The sequence below is a fragment of the Arthrobacter sp. MDT1-49-2 genome, from assembly GCF_059090185.1.
This window is the reverse complement of record NZ_JBNHFK010000004.1, coordinates 1-17,489: the sequence shown is the minus strand read 5'-3', so window position 1 is coordinate 17,489 and position 17,489 is coordinate 1. Positions and strand designations below refer to the sequence as shown.

Annotated in this window: 15 protein-coding genes and 1 rRNA gene; 15 read left to right on the top strand and 1 reads right to left on the bottom strand. The window is 66.8% G+C overall.

The genetic code is table 11. The annotated features are described in order from the left end of the window. Nucleotides 1-109 precede the first annotated feature (109 nt). The 11 genes from argC (at nucleotide 110) to AC5RTS_RS06790 (ending at nucleotide 11,189) form a co-directional block, all read left to right on the top strand. Nucleotides 110-1,141: an N-acetyl-gamma-glutamyl-phosphate reductase gene (gene argC, locus AC5RTS_RS06840; RefSeq protein ID WP_493991325.1), complete on the top strand. Its 1,032-nt coding sequence runs from the start codon at nucleotides 110-112 to the stop codon at nucleotides 1,139-1,141. Further along, entirely contained in the window at nucleotides 1,141-2,325 is a 1,185-nt protein-coding gene (gene argJ, locus AC5RTS_RS06835) for a bifunctional glutamate N-acetyltransferase/amino-acid acetyltransferase ArgJ (protein WP_493991324.1), read from the top strand. The genes argC and argJ overlap by 1 nt, the downstream gene beginning before the upstream one ends. Before the next feature lie 13 nt (nucleotides 2,326-2,338). Next, the gene (gene argB / locus AC5RTS_RS06830; protein WP_493991323.1) at nucleotides 2,339-3,265 is read left to right on the top strand and encodes an acetylglutamate kinase; all 927 of its coding nucleotides are present in this window, start codon (nucleotides 2,339-2,341) and stop codon (nucleotides 3,263-3,265) included. After that, nucleotides 3,258-4,520, top strand: coding sequence for an acetylornithine transaminase (locus AC5RTS_RS06825; RefSeq protein WP_493991322.1), 1,263 nt, complete (start codon nucleotides 3,258-3,260; stop codon nucleotides 4,518-4,520). Before argB ends, AC5RTS_RS06825 begins: the two co-directional genes overlap by 8 nt. Further along, a complete protein-coding gene (gene argF, locus AC5RTS_RS06820) occupies nucleotides 4,517-5,482 on the top strand; it encodes an ornithine carbamoyltransferase (RefSeq protein ID WP_493991321.1) in 966 nt (321 codons plus the stop codon). Before AC5RTS_RS06825 ends, argF begins: the two co-directional genes overlap by 4 nt. Beyond that, the gene (locus AC5RTS_RS06815; protein ID WP_493991320.1) at nucleotides 5,479-6,015 is read left to right on the top strand and encodes an arginine repressor; all 537 of its coding nucleotides are present in this window, start codon (nucleotides 5,479-5,481) and stop codon (nucleotides 6,013-6,015) included. Before argF ends, AC5RTS_RS06815 begins: the two co-directional genes overlap by 4 nt. A gap of 97 nt (nucleotides 6,016-6,112) precedes the next feature. Then, on the top strand, nucleotides 6,113-7,321 hold the full coding sequence (locus AC5RTS_RS06810; RefSeq protein WP_493991319.1) for an argininosuccinate synthase: 1,209 nt from the start codon (nucleotides 6,113-6,115) through the stop codon (nucleotides 7,319-7,321). A gap of 4 nt (nucleotides 7,322-7,325) precedes the next feature. Beyond that, nucleotides 7,326-8,783 carry an argininosuccinate lyase gene (gene argH / locus AC5RTS_RS06805; protein WP_493991318.1) on the top strand — a complete coding sequence of 486 codons (1,458 nt, stop codon included), beginning with the start codon at nucleotides 7,326-7,328 and terminating at the stop codon, nucleotides 8,781-8,783. A gap of 94 nt (nucleotides 8,784-8,877) precedes the next feature. Further along, the gene (locus AC5RTS_RS06800) at nucleotides 8,878-9,408 is read left to right on the top strand and encodes a pyridoxine/pyridoxamine 5'-phosphate oxidase (protein WP_493991317.1); all 531 of its coding nucleotides are present in this window, start codon (nucleotides 8,878-8,880) and stop codon (nucleotides 9,406-9,408) included. A 129-nt stretch (nucleotides 9,409-9,537) separates the two neighbouring features. Continuing rightward, the gene (locus tag AC5RTS_RS06795) at nucleotides 9,538-10,398 is read left to right on the top strand and encodes an SRPBCC domain-containing protein (protein ID WP_493991316.1); all 861 of its coding nucleotides are present in this window, start codon (nucleotides 9,538-9,540) and stop codon (nucleotides 10,396-10,398) included. Between the two features lie 143 nt (nucleotides 10,399-10,541). After that, nucleotides 10,542-11,189: a DNA-3-methyladenine glycosylase gene (locus AC5RTS_RS06790; protein ID WP_493991315.1), complete on the top strand. Its 648-nt coding sequence runs from the start codon at nucleotides 10,542-10,544 to the stop codon at nucleotides 11,187-11,189. Nucleotides 11,190-11,306: 117 nt separating this feature from the next. Here the strand turns inward: AC5RTS_RS06790 and AC5RTS_RS06785 are convergent, their stop codons facing one another. Beyond that, the gene (locus AC5RTS_RS06785; protein WP_493991314.1) at nucleotides 11,307-12,299 is read right to left on the bottom strand and encodes an aldo/keto reductase; all 993 of its coding nucleotides are present in this window, start codon (nucleotides 12,297-12,299) and stop codon (nucleotides 11,307-11,309) included. A gap of 229 nt (nucleotides 12,300-12,528) precedes the next feature. Here AC5RTS_RS06785 and AC5RTS_RS06780 point away from each other — a divergent pair, with 229 nt between their 5' ends. The 4 genes from AC5RTS_RS06780 to AC5RTS_RS06765 all read left to right on the top strand — a co-directional run. Next, nucleotides 12,529-13,083, top strand: coding sequence for an adenine phosphoribosyltransferase (locus tag AC5RTS_RS06780; RefSeq protein WP_493991313.1), 555 nt, complete (start codon nucleotides 12,529-12,531; stop codon nucleotides 13,081-13,083). A gap of 158 nt (nucleotides 13,084-13,241) precedes the next feature. Next, on the top strand, nucleotides 13,242-15,509 hold the full coding sequence (locus AC5RTS_RS06775) for a HelD family protein (protein WP_493991312.1): 2,268 nt from the start codon (nucleotides 13,242-13,244) through the stop codon (nucleotides 15,507-15,509). A 13-nt stretch (nucleotides 15,510-15,522) separates the two neighbouring features. Continuing rightward, the gene (gene tyrS / locus AC5RTS_RS06770; RefSeq protein ID WP_493991311.1) at nucleotides 15,523-16,845 is read left to right on the top strand and encodes a tyrosine--tRNA ligase; all 1,323 of its coding nucleotides are present in this window, start codon (nucleotides 15,523-15,525) and stop codon (nucleotides 16,843-16,845) included. 583 nt (nucleotides 16,846-17,428) lie between these two features. After that, a 16S ribosomal RNA gene (locus tag AC5RTS_RS06765) occupies nucleotides 17,429-17,489 on the top strand; the annotation flags it as partial.

Here is a 17,489-nt window from a genome sequence, read left to right as displayed (position 1 = left end):
GCATGGCCTTTTCTGCTGGCTGGAACGTGCCGCTTAACAATGTGCTCCCCATCATACGGTTTGCATAAATATTGGAGCCCTTGCATAAATGTGCTGTAGGGTGAATGGCATGACGATTTCCGTAGCAGTATCCGGTGCCAGTGGCTATGCAGGCGGTGAAGTGCTGCGCCTGCTCGCCGGCCATCCGGACGTGAGCATCGGTGCCATCACCGCCCACAGCAATGCAGGCGCCCGCCTCGGGGAGCTCCAGCCGCACCTGCATGCCCTGGCGGACCGGGTCCTGGCGGAGACCACGGTGGAGAACCTGGCCGGCCACGACGTCGTGTTCCTGGCGCTGCCGCACGGCGCCAGTGCCGCGATTGCCGCGCAGCTCGACGCGGACACGCTGGTGATCGACGCCGGCGCGGACCACCGCCTGGAGGATCCGCAGGCGTGGGAGAAGTTCTACGGCTCCGCCCATGCCGGCACCTGGCCCTACGGTCTGCCCGAGCTGCCCGGCCACCGCGACCGGCTCAAAGGCGCCCGCCGGATTGCGGTGCCCGGCTGCTATCCCACCAGTTCGCTGCTGGCGCTGACCCCCGGCTTCGCCGCCGGGCTGCTGGAGCCCGACGACGTCGTCATCGTTTCCGCCTCCGGCACCTCGGGTGCGGGCAAGGCCGCCAAGCCGCACCTGCTCGGCTCGGAAGTCCTCGGCGGCATGAGCCCCTACGGTGTAGGCGGAAGCCACCGGCACACCCCCGAAATTGAACAGGGACTGTCCGCCGCGGCAGGAGAATCCGTGGCCGTGTCCTTCACGCCCACCCTGGCGCCGATGGCCCGCGGCATCCTCACCACCGCCACCGCGAAGGTCCGCCCCGGCGTTGACCCGGCGGCCCTGCGTGCCGCCTGGGACGCCGCCTACGCCGGCGAGCAGTTTGTCCGCGTGCTCCCGGAAGGACAGTGGCCCGCCACCAAGATGGTGGTCGGCTCCAACTACGCCGTGATGCAGCTGGCCTACGACGCCCACGCCAACCGGGTGATCGTCAGCTGCGTCATCGATAACTTGAACAAGGGAACTGCCGGCGGCGCCGTGCAGTCCATGAACATTGCCCTCGGCCTGGAAGAGACCGCGGGACTGACGCAGCAGGGGGTGGCTCCGTAATGAGTGCCGCAGAAACCAAAACCAGCACCGGCATCACCGTTCCGGCCGGATTCCGTGCCGCCGGCGTTACCGCCGGGCTCAAGGATTCGGGCGGCTCCGACGTTGCCCTGGTGGTCAACGACGGACCCGCCAAGGCGGCAGCTGCCGTCTTCACCCGCAACCGGGTGGCGGCAGCGCCCGTGCTGTGGTCCCGGCAGGCCGTCTCCGACGGGCGCGCCGACGCCGTCATCCTCAACTCCGGCGGCGCCAACGCCTGCACCGGCACCCAGGGCTTCCAGAACACCCACGCCACCGCGGAAAAGACCGCGGAACTTCTCGGCATCAGCGCGTCCGATGTCCTGGTCTGCTCCACCGGCCTGATCGGCATGCAGCTGCCGATGGACAAACTGCTTCCCGGCGTCGAAGCCGCCGCCGCCGGTCTTTCCGCGGACGGCGGCCTGGACGCGGCACAGGCCATCATGACCACCGACACCGTGGCCAAGCAGGCGGTGTTCACCGGCACGGACGGCAGCTTCAGCATTGGCGGCATGGCCAAGGGTGCGGGGATGCTCGCCCCGGGCCTGGCCACCATGCTGGTGGTCCTGACCACCGACGCCGACATCGCCGCCCCGGCACTTGGTAAGGCACTGCGCGCTGCCACCGCCGTGACCTTTGACCGCACGGATTCAGACGGCTGCATGTCCACCAATGACACCGTGATCCTGCTGGCCTCCGGCGCGTCCGGCACGGTGCCCGACCAGGAAGAATTCACGTGCGGCCTCACCGAGGTCTGCCACTCGCTGGCCCAGCAGCTCATCACGGATGCCGAAGGTGCCAGCCACGACATCGCCATCACCACCGTCAACGCCGCTACCGTGGCCGACGCCGAAACGGCCTCCCGCGCCGTCGCCCGCTCCAACCTCTTCAAGACCGCGATTTTCGGCAACGATCCGAACTGGGGCCGCGTGCTCTCCGCCGTCGGCACCACTGACGCCGCCTTCGAACCGGACCGGATCGACGTCAGCATCAACGGTGTCCAGGTCTGCCGCAACGGCGGGATCGGGGATCCGCGGGAAAACGTGGACCTGTCCGCGCGCGCCGTGGACGTGGTGATCGACCTGCACTCCGGCACGGAGCGCGCCACCATCTGGACCAATGACCTGACCACGGACTACGTCCACGAAAATTCGGCCTACAGCAGCTAGCCGGGGGATGAGCATGAGCACACCAGCAGCGGCCGGGGAACGGCTGCGGGCACAGGACAAGGCGGAAACGCTGATCGAGGCGCTGCCCTGGATCCAGCGCTTCGCAGGCACCACCATGGTCATTAAGTACGGCGGCAACGCCATGGTCAATGACGAACTGCGCCGCGCCTTCGCCGAGGACATCGTGTTCCTCCACCATGCCGGCGTACATCCCGTGGTGGTGCACGGCGGCGGCCCGCAGATCAGTACCTTCCTGGACCGGCTCGGCATCGAGTCCGAATTCCGCGGGGGCCTGCGGGTCACCACCCCCGAGGCCATGGACGCGGTACGCATGGTCCTGACCGGACAGGTGGGCCGTGAACTGGTGGGCCTGGTCAATTCACACGGACCGTACGCCGTGGGACTCTCCGGTGAGGACGGCGGACTGCTCCAGGCCGTGCGCACCGGCACCGTGGTGGACGGGCAGGAAGTGGACCTGGGCCTGGTTGGGGAAGTGGTGGGCGTGAATCCCGCCGCCATCCTGGACCTGGTCGCGGCTGGACGGATCCCGGTAATCAGCACCGTGGCCCCGGAAGTGGACGCCGACGGCGGCCCTACCGGCCAGGTGCTTAACGTCAACGCGGATACGGCTGCCGCTGCACTGGCCGTGGCGCTGGGCGCCTCCCGGCTGGTGGTACTGACCGATGTCGAGGGCCTGTACGCGGATTGGCCGGACAAGTCGTCACTGATTTCCTCGCTCACCGCGGGCGAGCTGCGGAGCATGCTGCCCAGTCTTGAGGCCGGCATGATCCCCAAGATGCAGGCCTGCCTGGCCGCCGTGGACGGCGGGGTGGAGCGCGCCGCCGTCGTCGATGGACGGATGGCCCACTCCATGCTGCTGGAAATCTTCACTGCCGCAGGCATCGGCACCCAGGTTGTTCCGGAGGAGGACCATGCATAATACCGACGCACGCCATGCCGCAGCCCAGGGGTCCGAGGAATGGCTGCAGCGCTACGATTCCTCCCTGATGGGTGTCTTCGGCACCCCGCAGCGGGTGCTGGTCCGCGGCAGCGGCTGCTATGTCGAAGATGCCGACGGGAAGCAGCACCTGGACCTGCTCGGCGGAATTGCCGTCAATGCGCTCGGCCATGCCCATCCCGAACTGGTGGCGGCGGTGCAGGAACAGCTCTCCACCCTGGGCCATGTCTCGAATTTCTTTACCAGCCCCGCACAGGTGCTCCTGGCCGAACGCCTGCTGGCACTGGCCGGCGCTCCGGAGGGGTCCAAGGTGTTCTTCGCGAACTCCGGCACCGAAGCCAACGAGGCCGCGTTCAAGCTGGCCCGCCGCAACGCGGACCCCGCCTCCGGACGGACCCGGATCCTGGCCCTGGAAGGCGCCTTCCACGGCCGGACCATGGGCGCGTTGGCGCTGACCGCCAAGCCCGCCTACCGCGAACCGTTCCAGCCGCTGCCCGGAGGGGTGGAGCACATTCCGTTCGGGGACATTGCCGCCCTGAAGGCCGCCGTGGACGAGAGCGTGGCAGCGGTGTTCCTGGAACCCATCCAGGGCGAGGCCGGTGTGCGGATGCTGCCGGAGGGTTACCTGCAGGCGGCCCGCGAAGCCACCAGCGCCGCCGGCGCCCTGCTGATCTTTGACGAGGTGCAGACCGGCATCGGACGCACCGGCACCTGGTTCGCGTCCGAAGGCGTGCTGCCCGATGCCATGACGTTGGCCAAGGGCCTGGGCGGCGGCATTCCGGTGGGAGCCCTGATGACCTTCGGCGAAGGCCCGGCGAACCTGCTTGCTGCAGGAATGCACGGGACCACCTTTGGCGGAAACCCGGTCGCGGCTGCCGCAGCACTGGCCACACTGTCCGTGCTGGAATCCCGCGACCTGCTGGCCAACGTCCGGGCCACGGGGGAGTACCTGCGCCGCGAACTCTCCGGCATTGAAGGCGTAGCCGGCGTCCGCGGACAGGGCTTCCTCATCGGCATTGACCTGGACGGACCGTTCGCGCCCGCGGCCGTGTCCGCAGCCCTGGACGCAGGCTTCATCATCAACAGCACCGGCCCGTCCACGCTCCGCCTGGCGCCGCCGCTGATCCTCACGGCCGAGCAGGCCGGCACGTTCCTGGGCGCCCTGCCCGGCATCCTGCGTTCGGCCGCGGCAGCAGCCACCACCCCGATCACCGGCACAACCGAAGGAAAACCATGACCCGCCACTTCCTGATAGACACCGACCTGACACAGGCGGAGCAGGCAGAAGTCCTGGACCTGGCCGCCGCGCTGAAGAAGGACCGCTACAGGTACCAGCCCTACGCCGGTGAGTCCACCGGCCGCCGGACGGTGGCCGTGATCTTCGACAAGACCTCCACCCGGACCCGGGTCTCCTTCGCCGCCGGCATCTCCGATCTGGGCGGCGTGCCGCTGATCATCGGGGCAGGGGAGTCCCAGCTGGGCCACAAGGAAAGCGTCGCGGACACCACCAAGGTTCTCGAACGCATGGTGTCCACCATCGTGTGGCGGACCTACGCGCAGTCCGGGCTGGAGGAGATGGCAGCGAACTCATCGGTGCCGGTCATCAACGCCCTCTCCGATGACTACCACCCGTGTCAGCTCCTGGCGGACCTGCTGACCATCCGCGAACACAAGGGCACGCTTGCCGGCCTCACACTGACCTATCTGGGGGACTGCGCCAACAACATGGCCAACTCCTACCTGCTCGCCGGCGTCACCGCCGGCATGCACGTCCGGGTGGCCGGGCCGGTGGGGTACCTGCCGGACCCGAAGATTGTCGAGGCCGCCGCCGCCCGTGCCGAGGAAACGGGGGGATCGGTCATGATTACCACGGACGCCGCCGAAGCGCTGGCCGGGGCCGACGTCGTGGCCACCGATACGTGGGTCTCCATGGGCCAGGAAGCCGAGAAAGCCGCCCGGCAGGAGCTGTTCCGCAGCTATGCTGTGGATGCCGGGGCCATGGAACAGGCAGCGGATGACGCCGTCGTGCTGCACTGCCTGCCCGCCTACCGCGGCTACGAAATTTCCGCCGACGTCCTCGACGGACCCCAGTCCGTGGTCTGGGACGAGGCAGAGAACCGCCTGCACGCGCAGAAGGCCCTGATGGTCTGGCTGATGGCGCGCTCGGGCCTGACCGGAACACCGGAGGCACAGTCATGAGCATGCCCGCGACCAAGACCGCACGCCAGGCGCGGATCCGCACCCTGCTGACCGGCCTGTCCGTGCGTTCGCAGGCGGAGCTGGCGTCGCTGCTGGCCGACGACGGCGTCCAGGTCACCCAGGCAACCCTCTCCAGGGACCTGGTGGAACTGGGCGCGGTCCGGATGCGCGGCAAGGACGGCGCCCTCGTATATGCCGTCCCCTCCGAGGGCGGGGAACGTTCACCGAAATCCGGCGTCACGCAGGAAGTACTCGATGCCCGTCTGGCCCGGCTCTGCGGGGAACTGCTGGTCACCGCCGAAGCCTCCGCGAACATCGTGGTGCTGCGCACGCCTCCCGGGGCCGCGAACTTCCTGGCGCTGGCCATCGACCACTCCGTCCTGCCCTCCGTCCTGGGCACCATCGCCGGCGACGACACCGTGATGATGGTGACCCGTGAACCCGACGGCGGCGCAGACCTCGCAGCACGGTTCCTGCGCATTGCCGACGACGCCACCAACAACGGCACGGCCCCCGAAAGCCGGATCCTGTAGCGGCGTCGACGCCGTTCCCGGACCCTACCTAACCAACTTCATCCTGAACCAACCAGCAGCCCCACGGGCTGCGTCCAATGCAAGAGGAGCAAATTTCGTGAGTGAACGTATTGTTCTGGCCTACTCCGGTGGCCTGGATACGTCAGTAGCCATCGGCTGGATCGCCGAGGCAACCGGTGCTGAAGTCATCGCCGTGGCGGTAGACGTAGGACAGGGCGGTGAGTCCCTGGAGACCATCCGCCAGCGCGCCCTGGACTGCGGTGCCGTGGAAGCCTACGTGGCGGATGCCCGCGAGGAATTCGCTGCCGAGTACTGCATGCCCGCGCTGAAGGCCAACGGCCTCTACATGGATTCCTACCCGCTGGTCTCCGCCCTGTCCCGCCCGGTGATCGTCAAGCACCTGGTCGCCGCCGCCCGCCAGTTCGGTGCCACCACGGTCTCCCACGGCTGCACCGGCAAGGGCAATGACCAGGTCCGCTTCGAAGTCGGCATCCAGACCCTCGGTCCGGACCTGAAGTGCATTGCACCGGTCCGCGACCTGGCCCTGACCCGCGACAAGGCCATTTCCTTCGCCGAAGACAAGAACCTGCCCATCGCCACCACCAAGAAGAACCCGTTCTCCATCGACGCCAACGTCTGGGGCCGCGCCGTGGAAACCGGCTTCCTGGAAGACATCTGGAACGGACCCACCCCGGACGTCTACGAGTACACCTCGGACCCCGCGGCTGCCCCCGCCGCCGACGAAGTGGTCATCACCTTCAAGGAAGGCATTCCGGTGGCCATCGACGGCAAGCCCGTCACCCCGCTGCAGGCCATCGAGGAAATGAACCGCCGCGCGGGTGCCCAGGGCATCGGCCGGATCGACATTGTCGAAGACCGCCTCGTGGGTATCAAGAGCCGCGAAATCTACGAAGCCCCGGGCGCCATGGCGCTGATGGCAGCCCACCGCGAACTCGAGAACGTGACGGTTGAACGCGAGCAGGCCCGTTTCAAGAAGACGGTGGGCCAGCGCTGGACCGAGCTGGTCTACGACGGCCAGTGGTTCTCCCCGCTGAAGCAGTCCCTGGATGCCTTCATCGAAGACACCCAGAAGTACGTGTCCGGCGACATCCGGATGAACATGCACGGCGGCCGCGCCGTCGTGACCGGACGCCGCTCCGATTCCTCGCTGTACGACTTCAACCTGGCCACCTACGACACCGGCGACAGCTTCGACCAGTCCATGGCCCGCGGCTTCATCGAGCTGTTCGGGATGTCCTCCAAGGTGGCCTCCGGCCGCGACCAGCGCCTAGCAGAAGGTAAGTAAGCAGATGAGCCACGGCAAGCCGTCGGAAGAAGCAACGGGTTCCGGGTCCACCGGATCAACCGTCCAGGGCGCACTGTGGGGCGGCCGGTTCGCCGGCGGTCCCGCAGATGCCCTCGCCGCGCTGAGCAAGTCCACCCACTTCGACTGGCGGCTTGCCGGCTATGACATTGCCGGCTCCCGCGCCCACGCCCGTGTGCTGCACAAGGCCGGGCTGCTGGACGACGCCGAGCTGGACGGAATGCTCGAGGCATTGGACCGGCTCGACGCCGATGTGAAGTCCGGCGCCTACGCTCCCGCCGAGTCCGACGAGGACGTCCACGGTTCCCTGGAACGCGGACTGATCGAGCGTGCCGGCGCGCAGCTGGGCGGCAAACTGCGGGCCGGCCGGTCCCGCAATGACCAGATCGCCACGCTGGGACGGATGTACCTGCGCGACCATGCACAGATCATCGCCGGCGGCGTGCTGTCAGTGATCGACGCCCTGGTGGGCCAGGCACAGGCACACCTGGGGGTGGCCATGCCCGGGCGCACGCACCTGCAGCACGCCCAGCCGGTACTGCTCAGCCACCACCTGCTGGCCCACGCCTGGGCGTTGCTGCGGGACGTGCAGCGCCTGGCCGACTGGGATAAACGGGCGGCAGTCTCTCCCTACGGCTCCGGCGCCCTGGCCGGCTCCTCCCTGGGCCTGGACCCGAATGCCGTTGCCGCGGACCTCGGCTTCGATTCCGCCGTGTGGAACTCCATTGACGGCACCGCCTCCCGGGACGTGTACGCCGAGTTCTCCTGGGTGGCCGCGATGATCGGTGTGGACCTCTCCCGGATCAGTGAGGAAGTCATCCTCTGGGCCACGAAGGAGTTCTCCTTCGTGACCCTGGATGATGCCTACTCCACCGGGTCCTCGATCATGCCGCAGAAAAAGAACCCGGACGTTGCCGAACTGGCCCGCGGCAAGGCCGGGCGCCTGATCGGTGACCTCACCGGCCTGCTGGCCACCCTGAAGGGCCTGCCCCTGGCATACAACCGGGACCTGCAGGAGGACAAGGAACCGGTCTTCGACGCGGCGGACACACTGGAACTGCTGCTTCCTGCCGTGTCCGGCATGATCGCCACGCTGACGTTCAACACTGAGCGGATGCAGTCACTGGCCCCGCAGGGCTTTGCCCTGGCCACGGACATCGCCGAGTGGCTGGTCCGCCAGGGTGTCCCGTTCCGGGAAGCGCACGAACTCTCCGGAGCCGCAGTCCAGCTTGCCGAGGGCCGCGGCGTCGAACTCTGGGACCTGACCGACGAGGACTACGCGGGCATCTCCGAGCACCTGACTCCCTCCGTCCGTTCGGTGCTCAGCACTGAAGGATCCCTGGACAGCCGCAGTTCGCAGGGCGGTACCGCCCGGTCCGCGGTGGAACAGCAGCTGGCGGAACTGCACCGGCAGCTCGACGCGGTCCGCGGCTACGCCGGCTGACCGTTCCGGACGCCGGTCGCGGGCCCCGGGGAGCACGGCTCCCCGGGGCCCGTTGTGGCTTCTGCGGCCGGCCGCGGACGGTTACCGTGGCCCTATGAGTACCTCCTTCCGGGCGCAGCTGCGCGCCCTGCCTGATTTCCCCGACACCCTGCCGGCCTTTGATCCCGCCACCGCGCCGGCGGATCCGGCAGAGCTGTTCCGGTTGTGGCTGGCCGAGGCACTGGCTGCCGGGACCCGCCAGCCGCATGCGTTCTCCCTGGCCACCGCAGGGGAGAATGGGCAGCTCTCCTCCCGGATGCTGATCCTGAAGGACATTGACGACGGCGGGTGGCAGTTCGCGACGGCGCGGACCTCCCGCAAAGGCGGGGAACTGGCAGCACACCCCTATGCCGCCATGAATTTTTACTGGCCTGAACTAGGACGGCAGATCCGCGTGGCCGGCCCTGTGGAAGTGCTTCCCGCTGAAGCATCTGCAGCCGACTGGGATGCCCGGCCGGGGTCGGACGGCACCGCGAATCCCGCCTGGCAGCTCTATTCACTGGCACCGCGGGAAATCGAGTTCTGGCAGGCCAGCACGGACCGCCATCACATCCGGCACCGGATGACGTTCCCGGCGGGAAGCTGAAACGTCCGGCGCGGCCGGAATACCCGGTATTCGGCATAAACTACCTGCCGACCCTCCCGGCGGGACTCGCTCCGGCGCTAGCCTTGAACCGCGCCCCCAGTCCCATCCGGTTACCGAAGAGGGTTCACCATGGCCAGCTCCAGCAGTGCAGGAATCCCGGTTCCCGCCGGGCGGATCGAGCAGCACCCGGACGGATACACGCTGACGTTTGAACGCCGGCTGGACTTCCCGGTGGACCATGTCTGGGACGTGCTCACCAACCGGGACAAGGTAGCCCAGTGGCTGGGCATCATCACTCCGGCCTGGCAGATCGGCAAGGAGTACCGGCTGGACATGGGCGAATCGGCAGTGACGGGAACCGTCCTGCAGATGAGTCCGGGCTCGAGCCTGCAGCTCACCTGGGAGGACCCGCTGGGGGATGAGTCGGTGCTGGACTGGCAGGTGCATCAAAGCCCGGACGGCGCTGTCCTGCAGTTCCGCACCCACGAGAACAGCGCCGATTTCCTGACGGAGGGTGCCGCCGGCTGGCAGGGGATTTTGGAGGCCTTCGATGCCGTGGTGGCCGGTATCGAACCGGTCCGGACCGATGACCCCGAACAATGGCTGGGGCTGCGGGACGCCTATGCGGAAGACTTTGACGTCTCACCCACCATGGGACGGCTGGACTCCCTTACCAGCCCGCCTGAGGTCGTCTTTGAACGGTGGTACAGCGCCCCGGCCGGCGACGTCGGCCCCGCCATGGAGCGGGCGGCGGCGGGATTCGGCATCGGGCAGGGCGCACGCATCGACATCACGGAGGAGGCCGGGCATGTCAGGGTCGTCATCCGCGACCCGGTGACCGGCGGGTCCGAGGCCGCCGCCGAACGGCTGGCAGCCTGGCATATGGCCCTGGATGCCGCCGGGGACGGCCTCGCCGGGCAGCCCGCAAATCCCAGTTCGCGGCGGCTCGCGGCGCTGAAGGACTTCTATCGCGGCCCGGCCGGCGGCTGAGCAGCTGAAACCCCGGGCACCCTGCCTCCGGAGACCCTGCCCCGGGCCCCCTGAGTCCTGTGCCCGAATCCTTGGCCATGGCCCGCCGTCGTCCCGGGCGGCGTGCGCCCAGGGGATGCCGTGCGGCTTGCTACCGTCGGAGTATGGGTTTTTCACGTGACAGAGAACGTCTTGCCGTCCCCGCCACCGAGGCAGCGCCGCACCTGCTGGGTGCGGTACTGACGCATGAAGCCGAGGGGGAGCGCGTAAGCGTGCGGATCACCGAGGTGGAGGCCTACATGGGTGATGTTGACCCGGGGTCGCATGCCTTCCGCGGCCGGACGGCCCGGAACGCCACCATGTTCGGGCCGGCCGGACACCTGTATGTGTACTTCACCTACGGCATGCATTACTGCGCCAACGTGGTCTGCGGCACCGACGGGTTCGCTACCGGGCTCCTGCTGCGTGGCGGAGAGGTGGTGGAAGGCGCCGATATCGCCGCTGTCCGCCGCGGAAACCCGCGTAACAAACTCGATCTGGCCCGCGGGCCGGCTCGTCTGGCGCAGGCACTGGGCATTGCCCGCGGATTGGACGGAGCCGATGTGTTTGCCTCCCCGCTGCAGCTGGTCCTTCCGCCGGAACCCGTCCCCGCCGAGCAGATCTCCACCGGACCGCGCGTGGGGGTGAGCGGGCCAGGGGGAACGGATGACTACCCGTGGCGGTACTGGCTGACCGGCGACCCGACCGTCTCGAAATACCGTCCCGCCCAGCCGCGGAAACGTCCGGCCGGAGCAACCGCGCTGCGGACCTAGCGCCCGTAGGCCCGGAAGACCGGCGGACTGGAAAACGGCCAGCCAGGAACACCGGTGCGGTACCCGGGGATGAACCGTCCCGGGCACCGCACAGCGGGAGTTTCCTGCCGCCGCGGGTTAGGAGCGGGGCAGCGGAGCCTGGGCGGAGATGAGCCGGTTCTCCAGTAGCTCGTCCCAGAACGCACCGGGAATCCGAGCCTCCATGGCAGCGATGTCCTCGGCCAGGCGTTCGGGCCGGCTCGAGCCGGGGATGACTGCCGCCACGGCAGGGTGGGCCGTGGAGAACTGGAGGGCCGCTGCCTTCAGGCTGACATCGTGCCGCCGGGCTATCGCGGTCATCTGTTCAATCCGCGCCTTGACTGCCGGCGGAATCTCGCCGTAGTCAAAGTGGTCACCGCCGAGCAGTGCGCCGGAATTGAAGGGCCCGCCCACCACAATGCCGACGCCCTTTTCCCGGGCCAGGGGCATCATCCGCTGGAGGGCACGTTCATGCTGCAGCAGGGTGTACTGGGTGGCAGACAAGCTCATGGTGGGGGCAGCCTCGTCCATGTCCATGGCCAGCTCGATGGGCTCGGTGGTGTTCACGCCCAGTCCCCAGCCGCTGATCACGCCCTCATCCTGCAGCCGGGCAAGGACGCGGAAGGCTCCGGTCCTGGCCTCATCGAACTTGGTGATCCACTCATCACCCAGGAAGTCCCGGGATGTGTCGTGGATGAAGACGAAGTCCAGCCGGTCGGTCTTCAGCCGCGACAGGCTTTCCTCGATGGAACGCAGGGTCGCATCGGCTGTGTAGTCCGTCGCAATCCGGTTGGAACGTCCGTGCGTGAAGAGGCCTTCGCCTTTTTCTTCTTCCTCGTCGAGGATCAGCCGGCCCACCTTGGTGCTGAGCGCATACTCGTCCCGGTTGTACTGCGAGAGGACCTCGCCCAGACGGGACTCGGCCAGTCCGGCACCGTAGAAGGGTGCGGTATCGAAGTAGCGGATGCCGGCGTTCCAAGCGGCTTCCACCGTGGCAAGCGCCTCGTCCTCGGGAATCTCCCGGTACATGTTTCCCAGCGGGGCTGTGCCGAATCCGATCTTGTTTGCGAGCACGTCGTGCAGGTTAGCCATGAGGTGAAATCCTTCACTGTTGTCCGGTAAATCCGGGGTCCGTCCAGCGGACCCTTCCGAACGTCGCAACGGCAGCCCACGGGCCCTTATTCCCCTGCCCGGGCTGTGGCCGCGTCCTCCGCCGTCCGTTCGTTCACCGCAGGCCGATCTGCTGCTGCCCGGCGAGAGAAGTGCCACAGGACCCCTCCTTCCCCGGTTGTCGCGGAGGGGGAGCGGGTAAGGTGGATGCGTGAAAGATGCCCCGGCAGAACCGGTAAATAACGAGTCCATTGCACAAACCATCGATCGCCTGGGCGCAGTAATTCCCGATTACCCTCAGCCCGGCGTCGTGTTCCGGGACCTGACTCCGGTCTTCGCCGACGGTCCCGCACTGCGCGGGGTCGTGGATGCACTGACCGCGCCCTTTGAGGGACAGTTCGATTTTGTGGTCGGAGTGGAAGCACGCGGTTTCCTGCTCGCGGCAGCTGCCGCCTACGCCTCCGAAAAGGGTGTTATTACCGTCCGCAAGCCGGGCAAACTTCCCCGCGAGGTCTTCGCGGAAAGCTACACCCTTGAGTATGGGGAAGGCATCCTTGAGCTGCACCGCGACGACATGCCCGCAGGTTCCCGCGTGCTGATCCTGGACGACGTTCTCGCCACCGGCGGCACCCTCGCTGCGGCAGCCCGTCTGCTCCGCAAGGCAGGCGCGGAAGTGGCCGGGTTCGGCGTCGTACTGGAACTGGACGGGTTGGGCGGCAGGGAACGCCTCGGCGACGTTCCCGTGACCGCGCTCGTCGGCTACTAGGAGCCGCTCGGCCGGGCGTGAATCCCGCCCGGAGCGCCCGCGGCGACACGCTGGCGCACAGGCAGAAGCTGAGAGAGAAACCGCATACATTAGTGACCTGCAAAAGTCCAAATGCACTGTAAGATTGACGCTCTGCCTTTGCGAGAGGGAACGCCAAAATGTCTGAAACACCTTCAGCTCCCAACGAGCTGGAACACGAGCGTCAGTACGTAGCTGGTCTGTACCACCGGCTGGACGAACTGCGCGCGGAAAAGATGGAGCAGCTCGCCGCGATCCGGCGCAGCCACTCCGCGGGTTCCCACCAGAACCGGTCCGAGCGGGATGCCTTCGCCACCATGTACGAGGACCGTCTGGCGCAGTTAACCGCCGTGGACGAGCGCCTGGTTTTCGGACGGCTGGACCTCGACGACGGTGAACAGCGCTATATCGGCCGGATCGGACTGTCCACCGAGGACCTGCAACGGCTCATGGTGGACTGGCGCGCCCCCGAGGCCGGAACCTTCTACCAGGCAACGGCGTTCGAGCGCCAGGGCGTGCGCAGGCGGCGGCACCTGATCCTGAAGGGCCGCGACGTCCAGGCTATCGAGGACGACGTCCTGGACTACTCCATGCTGGAGGACGAGCCGGAACTGCAGGGCGAAGGAGCCCTGCTGGCCGCCCTGAACTCCAAGCGCACCGGTCAGATGTCCGACATTGTCGGTACCATCCAGGCTGAACAGGACCGCATTATCCGGGCGCCTCTGTCCGGCACCCTGGTAGTCCAGGGCGGCCCCGGTACCGGCAAGACCGCCGTCGCCCTGCACCGGGCGGCGTACCTGCTTTACACCCACCGCGAGCGGCTGAAGTCCGCCGGTGTGCTGCTTGTTGGCCCGTCCAACGCCTTCATCCGCTACATCGAACGCGTCCTGCCATCCCTCGGCGAGACCGGCGTGGTGATGTCCAGCCTCGGACAGCTGATGCCCGGTATTAGCGCGACCCACGAGGAAGATCCCGCCACCGCCGAGGTCAAGGGCCGGCTGTACATGGCCGAGGTCGTGGCCCGCGCCGTCGCGAACCGGCAGCGCCTGCCGCAGGGTCCCCGGAAGCTGAACGTCGAAGGCACCATCCTCACGCTGACCCCCAGGCAGGTCCAGCGCGCACGTGACAAGGCGCGCGCCACCGGCAAGCCGCACAACGAGGCCCGCGTGACGTTCGTGAAAATCCTGCTGCGTGAGCTCACCGAGCAGATGACCGAACAGCTCGAGGAATCCGCCGGAGCCGGCAACAGCACCGACCGTGCCTATCTGGCCGAGGACGTCCGCAGCGCCCGGGACGTGCGGGTGGCGCTGAACCTGTGCTGGATGCCGATGACGCCGGAAAAACTCATCTCCGACCTGTTCAGCAAGCCCGGTCAGCTGGAGGCGGCTGCTCCCGAGCTGACCGATCGCGAACTGGATCTGCTGCGCCGCAGCGCGGACGCCCCGTGGACCGAAGCTGACGTGCCCCTGCTGGACGAGGCAGCGGAACTGCTCGGTGAGCTGGATGCCTCCGCCGGCCGGGAGAACGCCCTGCGCGAGGAACAGCGCAAGCGGGACCTGGCCAACGCAGAGAGCGCCATTGCCAATACCGAAGGATTCCTGGAGGACTCCGGTGCCCACGGCATCCTGTCCGCCGAGGACCTCGCCGACCATAACGCGGTGGGGGAGCAGAGGCTGACTGCTGCGGACCGCGCCGCGGTGGACCGCACCTGGGCCTTCGGGCACATTGTGGTGGACGAGGCGCAGGAGCTGTCCGCGATGCAGTGGCGCCTGCTGATGCGGCGCTGTCCGCTGAAGTCCTTCACCGTGGTGGGGGACATTGCCCAGACCAGTGCCTCCGCCGGCGCCAACTCCTGGCAGGCCGCACTCGCTCCGTTTGTGGGGGAGCGGTGGACCTTGGAAGAGCTGACCGTGAACTACCGCACTCCGGCACAGATCGCCGAAGCCGCCGTGCGGATGGCCAACGCGGCAGGGCTGGTGGTCTCCGCCCCGAAGGCGGTCCGCGAAGGGCGCTGGGCCCCGTTCATTGACGAGGTATCCGACGGCGGGCTCGTCCCGCGCCTGCTCCAGACCTTGCCCGAAGACCTGGAAGCGCTCGACGGCGGCCTGCTGGCCGTCATCGCCGAGGACCACCGGCTGCCGGAGGTCCGCCGCGCCCTGACCGAGGTGTACGGCCACCGTGTGGGGTCCGGGGCCGGGGGACTGGAGCAGGACATCGTCGTAACATCTCCGCGCGAAGCCAAGGGTTTGGAGTTCGACGGCGTCGTCATCCTTGAGCCGTCCGAGCTGCTGACTGCGGCCGCGGGCAAGGTCGGAGACCTGTACGTAGCCATGACCAGGCCCACCCAGAGGCTGCGCCTGATCGCTGCCGAAGGCATCCCTGCAGGAATTCCCGAAGAAGAATCCTGATAATTTAGAAAGCGTGTCAGACAACGTGAACCCCCGGGGCCTTGTAGCCCAGCAGAACGATCCGTCCTTTGCCAACATCTGGCAGGAACTCAAATGGCGGGGCCTGGTCCAGGTCTCCACCGACGAGGCGGAGCTGGAAAAGCTCCTGGCCGGGGGGCCGGTCACCTATTACTGCGGCTTTGACCCCACGGCGCCGAGCCTGCACCTGGGCAACCTGGTGCAGTTGCTGACCATGCGCCGGCTGCAGCTGGCCGGGCACCGTCCCCTCGCGCTGGTGGGCGGTTCCACCGGACTGGTAGGAGACCCGCGTCCCACCGCCGAGCGGACCATGAACACGAAGGAAACCGTCAGCGAATGGGTCGGTTACCTGCAGGGCCAGGTCCAGCGCTTCCTCAGCTTTGAGGGTGAGAACGCTGCCCGCATGGTGAACAACCTGGACTGGACGGCGCCCATGAGCGCCATCGATTTCCTGCGCGACGTCGGCAAGCACTTCCGCGTGGGCACCATGATCAAGAAGGAAATTGTTTCCTCGCGCCTGAACTCCGACGAAGGCATCAGCTACGCCGAGTTCAGCTACCAGGTGCTGCAGGGCATGGACTACTTGGAACTGTTCCGCAAGTACAACTGCGTACTGGAAACGGGCGGCTCGGACCAGTGGGGTAACCTCACCAGCGGCACCGAACTCGTCCGCAAGGTCGAGGGCAAAACCGTCCATGCGCTGGGAACCCCGCTGGTGACCAACAGCGACGGCACCAAGTTCGGCAAGAGCGAGGGCAATGCTGTCTGGCTCGACGGCGAGATGACCAGTCCGTACGCCATGTACCAGTTCTGGCTCAACACCACCGATGCCGATGTCGTGGACCGGCTTAAGGTCTTCACCTTCATGAGCCGGCAGCGGATCGAGGAACTCGAGCGCGCCGTGGCAGAGGCCCCGCACAAGCGCGAGGCCCAGCGTGCCCTCGCTTTTGACGTCACCTCGCTGATCCACGGTGTGGAAGCCACCGAAAAGGTCATTGCCGCCTCCGCCGCACTGTTTGGCCAGGGCGAAGTGAAGGAGCTGGACGAAGCAACACTCAAGGCCGCCACTGCAGAGCTGCCGGTTGCCGCCGTCCCGGCCGACGGCTTGGGAATCATTGACCTGCTGGTTGCCAGCGGCCTCTCGAAAACCAAGTCCGAAGCGCGGCGGACGGTGTCCGAGGGCGGCGCCTACGTGAACAACGCGAAGGTGGCCGACGCGGATGCGGTCGTTCAGCAGGGCGAGCTTCTGCACGGTAAGTACCTGCTGTTGCGCCGCGGCAAGCGGAACCTTGCGATGGTGGAAGTCTCCGCCGTATAGTCTTAATGCTTCCTTCGGGAAGCTTGGTTCTTTGTCCTGCCCGTTGCGGGACCGCCCCGCGCGGTTCCCGCAACAGGTGGGGCAGGTCACTTCGAACCGGTTTGCAAGGACCGGGCGGGGTGTGTAAAGTAATTGAAGTCGCCGCGGCCGGGACGCTGGAAAAGCGCCCGAGCATGGCGGCCAAATCCCTTCAAAAATCAGAGTCCAACTCCCGTGCCCTTCACCGGGCCGGCGGAAAAGACTCCGGTTGATGCTGGGACCGGAACGGCGGTAAAACGCTTTTCACGGGGTTCCGTCCAGGAAAACCGGGAATTGCGGAAAACGCCGGAATGGAATAAGATAATAAAACATTGCAGCGAAGAAGAAAAGGAAAACAAAGTTTTCCCGAGTATTTTCGGATTGCGTCTGTTGTTTGAGAACTCAATAGTGTGCCAAGTTTATTGATACCAATTTATTTTGATTGGTTGAATCGACCGTGTCCGCCCACCCCGTGGGTATGGAACGGTTTTTTTAGCCGGTTTCGAATTTAGTGCAGTGCCTGGCGGCCAATTTTCCTTGGCCCCGGCATTGTGTCTGTAAAACATTTACGGAGAGTTTGATCCTGGCTCAGGATGAACGCTGGCGGCGTGCTTAACACATGCAAG